Here is a 5,555-nt window from a genome sequence, read left to right on the forward strand (position 1 = left end):
ATTCTCTTTCTTCTACTGTTAGGGAGACAATGTATTTTTTCTTGGGCATCACACACACCAGATTGATTTGGGTGTTTATAGATTATCGTGTTTTTGTATCCCTCAACTCAAAATTGACAGACTACTAGACTTATCAATATAGTGACTGTAAGCAAGGGTTTGAGTTGTTCATAAGCACCCTGACCTTTAAAGTTGCCAATCAAGGTCTGAGTCGAAAATCCAACCCGATTGGATAATAAACAGGTAACCTAACACGATGCCTGCCGGCGGCACGCAGTGCTATCCCCAATCCCCAAAATGCGAACTAATTAACATCACTTATCCCTTTTGGGCTGTACACTACTTTTACGGTTTAAAAAGGGGAACGGGGCGTTGGAGCAACTGTTAAAAATATCCCGATTCATTGATGGATTTAATCAACGTATTGGTAAGTGGAGCAGCTGGCTGGTACTGGTAATGATAATTATCGGTACCTGGAATGTTGTCGGACGACGTTTGGGACAACTGATAGGTACAAATCTGAGTTCAAATGCTTATATCGAAGCTCAATGGTATCTTTTTGATTTAATATTTTTTCTTGGCGCGGCTTATGTACTTAATAATAATGGACATGTCCGCGTCGATATTTTTTATAGTAAATTTAACCGCAGACAAAAAGCAATTGCAGATTTGTTGGGAACAATTTTATTTTTACTTCCTTTCTGCATCTGGACTATCGTTTTTTCGTGGGATGGAATTGTTACTTCTTGGCAAATCTTGGAGCAGTCACCTGATCCCAACGGTTTACCCCGTTATCCAATTAAAAGTTTAATCATAGTTGGTTTTTCTCTGTTGATTTTACAGGGAATTTCCCAGGCTATTAAAAGTGTGGCGATTCTTACAGGGAGAATGGAACCCCAGGAGGAAGAGAATGGTAATTGATGATTTTTTGGGCCCATTAATGTTTGTGGGTGCCTTATTATTACTATCTGTAGGTTATCCTGTCGCTTTCTCTCTGGGTGCTGTAGCTATTATATTCGGGTTTATTGGGGTTGGATTGGGATTTTTTGAACCAATCTTTTTCCAAGCGATCGCAGACCGTATTTTTGACATTATGGCAAAGTACAATCTCTTGGCTATTCCCTTTTTTATTTTCATGGGATCGATGCTGGAAAAAACTGGGATAGCTGAAAGATTGTTGGAAACTATGGGGATTTTGCTGGGACGTTTGCGTGGCGGTCTAGCGTTAGCTGTAGTCATTGTTGGCGCTCTATTAGCTGCAACTACAGGTGTTGTCGCAGCGACGGTAGTTGCAATGGGTTTGATTTCCCTACCGATTATGTTGCGTTATGGCTATAACAAGCAATTAGCTGTAGGTGTGATTGCAGCTTCCGGAACTTTAGGGCAAATTATTCCACCTAGTGTTGTGTTAGTGGTGTTAGGGGATCAGCTAGGAATCTCAGTGGGAGATTTATTTATTGGTTCTTTAATTCCTGGCTTGATGATGGCTGGTGCTTTTGCACTACATGTTTTAATTGTGTCTTTTCTCAAGCCCGATCTGGCTCCACCTTTACCTGCTGAAGTACGAGAAATTGGTGGTAAGGCAATATTTAAAAGGGTTTGTGGTGTGATGGTACCGCCTTTGCTACTAATCTTGTTTGTACTTGGTAGTATATTTTTTGGTTTTGCTGCGGCGACAGAAGCTGGTGCTGTTGGTTGTGTAGGTGCGATTATCCTTGCTGCTTTCAATGGCAAACTTACCATCAAAACTTTGGGTGATGTATGTGATGCAACCTTGCAAATCACTAGTATGGTGATTTTTATTTTGCTGGGTTCGACTGCTTTTAGCTTCATTTTCCAAGGGCTAAATGGCGAACACATTATGTCTACATTTTTAAGTAGTATACCTGGCGGTCAAATTGGTTTTATGACTGTCAGTATGCTGGTGGTCTTGCTATTGGGCTTTTTTATTGACTTTTTCGAAATTGCTTTTATTGTCGTACCCTTATTTGTACCGATCGCCCAGCAGTTGGGAATCGATCTGGTTTGGTATGGTGTAGTTTTGGGGGCAAATTTGCAAACATCTTTCCTGACACCACCTTTTGGATTTGCATTGTTTTACCTCCGAGGTGTTGCACCACCAGAAGTTACTACTAATGATATTTATCGGGGTGCAATTCCTTTTGTGATTTTACAATTAGTGGTTTTGTTACTAATAATTCTTTTCCCCGGAATTGTAAGCTTTCTGCCATCTTTGGCGTCGCCATCGGTTAGTTGAGAGTAAGGAGTATAGATGGTGTGTTGGGCGGAATGTTTAATATCATGTTCGGTAAAATACTTGTGATAAGGTTCGTAGTAGCGCTTTAGTGCGATAGACGAATATTGGCGCTAAAGCGCTACTACAAACAAACATATTTTTTCATAAGTAGTAATTAAGCGGACATCATAATTAACGCACCCAAAGCTTATATTTGGTGCATTACAAATACGAATAACACTTCTATATGATTTTATTTTAAACACCAAAAGCCAGTGGTGCGTTACGCTACCGCTAACACACCCTACTTGTATTTTTCTCTGTATTTTAGATGTTTGGAAAAGTGTTACAAACTGCCAATTTTACCATCGGGACGTTGGATAACTGTTTCCATTACCCGCAGGTTTACTTTATGGTCAATTCCAACCAGACGGATGTAATCTTTAGTATGCTCTGCTAAACACTGTTCTAAGGTTGCGATCGCATTTTCCATATCATCAATGGCGTGGGTTGAAAAACTTCTCCAACCACCGGTTGCAAAGCGAATTTGATCTACATAATCTATCCCGATATGATGTCCGGAAGCGAGAATATCACGCATTTGGTTGATCACTTCTGGAGTAACACGGGTAGTTGTTAGTTGTCCGTGATGAATATCGCCATTATTATAGGTGCGGTAATAAGGTTGAATACCCTCACTTAGATTTTTATGACTCACTTCATTGCGAATCTCATTCTTAAAACCATTCCCTGACTGCTCGGTAATGGATGGGAAATTAGTAATAACCTGAGCTTCTAGGGGTGCTTGTTCCGTAAATCTAGCTTCATGGTTTGGTGCGGGTATGGGCATAAAATTAGCTTGAGAACGTAAAGCACCACGGTTATATTCATGAACCAAGCGCGAATCATCCACGAGTTTTTGTTGCTCAACCATTAAGTTACCCATCTCAATTAAATGGGGCAAACTAAAATTGGGTTTTCTAAAGTTAGGGGGAGCATCAGCACTGTTTACCACCCGTGAAGATATGCGTTCTATACCGATATCATGGATAAAATTACGGATTTGTTCGTCATAAATACGTGATCGCAATGCTCCAAAGAAGTCAATTGCTTGGTTCGCAAAAGTATCGACTAATTTCTCTACGTCTGTGTGGGAAAGTCCATCTTCACCAAAAATTCCCCCAACAATGCCAATTTTATCATCGCGATCGGGATGCCAATAAAACTTCTCCATCCTTCCATCCCGAATTAACGGTGCATACAAGGTAGAGAAATCATTACCGGTGACAATAATTGGTACTCGCTGTAATGGATTGGAATCGTAACTACCGGGTAATTGCACGTCAGTAGGATTATCGGCAATATTCATTAAGGTAGCGTTAACCAACTGAGTATTAACCGTATATTGAGTCCCTTCATCAAAACGTCCCGCACCTGCATCCAAATCATTAATCATTAGCACGCACATTTTTCCACGTACCTTAATTAATTCGGCTGTTTCCCGATAGCGCAAACGAATCAAACGCGCCGGATCACCCGCATCGGGACTTTCCAATTCACCGCCAGAAATATGAGTTACCTCCACACCCATTCTTTCAAAAACTAACTCACACTGGAATGATTTTCCTTCACCTTTGCGTCCATGAACGCCTAATATCAAAGGAACTCGGACTCCAGGGAGTTCGAGAAAATTTTTGGTGATGTGAACAGCAAGTTTATCTAAAAAACGGGGAGATATATAGTAACTCATGAATCCGTGAATAATTAGCCCTCTTAAAATAATGTTAAGTTCTTATGGTTACTACTGCCCGTATATTTTTATTTTGCTTCGAGATTAGTGCAGTATTACACGACTTTTTGGGTTTGAAAATTCTTCGTTTCTCCCCCACCTTCCCCATTCATTTTTCAACGAAATATAATTTCTTAATCTATAAATAAGAAGTTTTTATCTATTTTATTCACTGGTAAGTAGGTGAGTAAGAAAAATCATAACTTGTTTGTAATAGCGCTTTAGCGCTTTAGCGCTACTACGAGCAAAATACGAGTATTTTATATTTCTTTACATAGTTTACTTTTTTCTTGCCTACTTACTTAGTACTATTTGCTCGCAATAATTATCAAACTTTCCCAGTCAATACACCTTAAGGACAAGAGAGGTTAAATCTTTGGATATAGAAATCTGGGAAGTTAATTAATTATTATCAATATGAGAAGAATCTAAAATCTACACTAATTGTTAGTAGCAAATTTATGTGAAGCAATACACTTTATTAGCTCAAACAGTCTATAGCTGACAGCTTTGCCATCATTGCCAACCATAAAAAGCTAACAGGATTTAATAGATTTTACTAAAAATAACCAACCTGCGTATTGTTATACTATTTACTCCAAAAGCATGAATCAAACGGTTTCCAGAAAATACTATAGGTAGGTTTTACCCTTCCAAGAAACCTGAAAAATATCAAATACTATCCAACTGACAGCAACATTACTGAGATTCTCCTAAAAATTCAGGAGTTGTTGTTTTAGCACCTTAATTAAAGCATTAATCCCATGGAAAAACATAATTCGGAAGAAAGCAAGATTCTCAGAACTAGAGACGGTTACCCTATTGCTGACAATCAAAATTCTTTGACTGCTGGTCCTAGGGGTCCGGTAGTGATGCATGACTTTCATCTTTCCGAGAAACTAGCCCACTTTAACCGCGAACGTATTCCCGAACGAGTGGTTCATGCTAAGGGTGCAGGTGCATTTGGTACTTTTACCGTCACCAATGATATCACTAAATATACTAAGGCTAAACTCTTTTCAGAAGTCGGCAAACAAACTCCAGTCTTAGCTCGTTTTTCTACTGTCGGTGGTGAAAAAGGTTCTGCTGACGCTGAGAGAGATCCTCGTGGATTTTCAATAAAATTTTACACAGAAGAAGGAAACTGGGATATGGTTGGTAACAACACTCCCGTCTTTTTTATTCGCGATCCCCTCAAGTTTCCCGACTTTATTCATACCCAGAAACGCTGTCCTGCGAATAATTTGAAAGACCCATACATGCGCTGGGATTATTGGTCCCAATGTCCTGAAGCACTCCATCAAGTAACTATTCTCTACAGCGATCGTGGTATCCCCCAAAGTCATCGTCACATGAATGGTTACGGTAGCCATACCTTCAGTTTCATAAATGATGAGAATCAAAGAATTTGGGTGATACCACGATCGCTGTAGAGAATAGTTACTTGATGGAGTGCTTCAGGACATTGGGACCAATAATCCCAGCGCATGTATGGGTCTTTCAAATTATTCGCAGGACAGCGTTTCTGGG

Annotated in this window: 4 protein-coding genes and 1 pseudogene; 3 read left to right on the forward strand and 2 right to left on the reverse strand. The window is 39.7% G+C overall.

What is annotated here, in order from left to right; genetic code table 11:
* Nucleotides 1-372: 372 nt before the first annotated feature.
* Both QNJ50_RS28395 and QNJ50_RS28400 read left to right on the forward strand, forming a co-directional pair.
* The gene (locus QNJ50_RS28395) at nt 373-921 is read left to right on the forward strand and encodes a TRAP transporter small permease subunit (RefSeq protein WP_300642541.1); all 549 of its coding nucleotides are present in this window, start codon (nt 373-375) and stop codon (nt 919-921) included.
* Nucleotides 911-2,257: a TRAP transporter large permease subunit gene (locus QNJ50_RS28400; protein ID WP_300642545.1), complete on the forward strand. Its 1,347-nt coding sequence runs from the start codon at nt 911-913 to the stop codon at nt 2,255-2,257. Before QNJ50_RS28395 ends, QNJ50_RS28400 begins: the two co-directional genes overlap by 11 nt.
* Before the next feature lie 325 nt (nt 2,258-2,582).
* Here QNJ50_RS28400 and QNJ50_RS28405 read toward each other — a convergent pair whose 3' ends face one another.
* On the reverse strand, nt 2,583-3,986 hold the full coding sequence (locus tag QNJ50_RS28405) for an AAA family ATPase (RefSeq protein WP_300642548.1): 1,404 nt from the start codon (nt 3,984-3,986) through the stop codon (nt 2,583-2,585).
* 803 nt (nt 3,987-4,789) lie between these two features.
* Between QNJ50_RS28405 and QNJ50_RS28410 the strand changes: the two are divergent.
* A pseudogene (locus tag QNJ50_RS28410) lies at nt 4,790-5,440 on the forward strand (catalase); the annotation flags it as partial.
* Here QNJ50_RS28410 and QNJ50_RS28415 read toward each other — a convergent pair.
* The gene (locus tag QNJ50_RS28415; protein WP_300642551.1) at nt 5,425-5,514 is read right to left on the reverse strand and encodes a catalase; all 90 of its coding nucleotides are present in this window, start codon (nt 5,512-5,514) and stop codon (nt 5,425-5,427) included. The pseudogene QNJ50_RS28410 and the gene QNJ50_RS28415 sit on opposite strands and share 16 nt — an antisense overlap.
* Nucleotides 5,515-5,555 lie beyond the last annotated feature (41 nt).

Origin of the sequence: Mastigocoleus sp. MO_188.B34 (genome assembly GCF_030065675.1) — a bacterium.
Taxonomy (GTDB): Bacteria; Cyanobacteriota; Cyanobacteriia; order Cyanobacteriales; family Nostocaceae; genus Mastigocoleus.

What these genes read in the sequence shown, in the direction of transcription:
- QNJ50_RS28400 (WP_300642545.1), top strand. Translation starts at nt 911, where the DNA reads ATGGTAATTGATGATTTTTTGGGCCCATTAATGTTTGTGGGTGCCTTA.
- QNJ50_RS28405 (WP_300642548.1), bottom strand. Translation starts at nt 3,986, where the DNA reads ATGAGTTACTATATATCTCCCCGTTTTTTAGATAAACTTGCTGTTCAC.
- QNJ50_RS28415 (WP_300642551.1), bottom strand. Translation starts at nt 5,514, where the DNA reads ATGCGCTGGGATTATTGGTCCCAATGTCCTGAAGCACTCCATCAAGTA.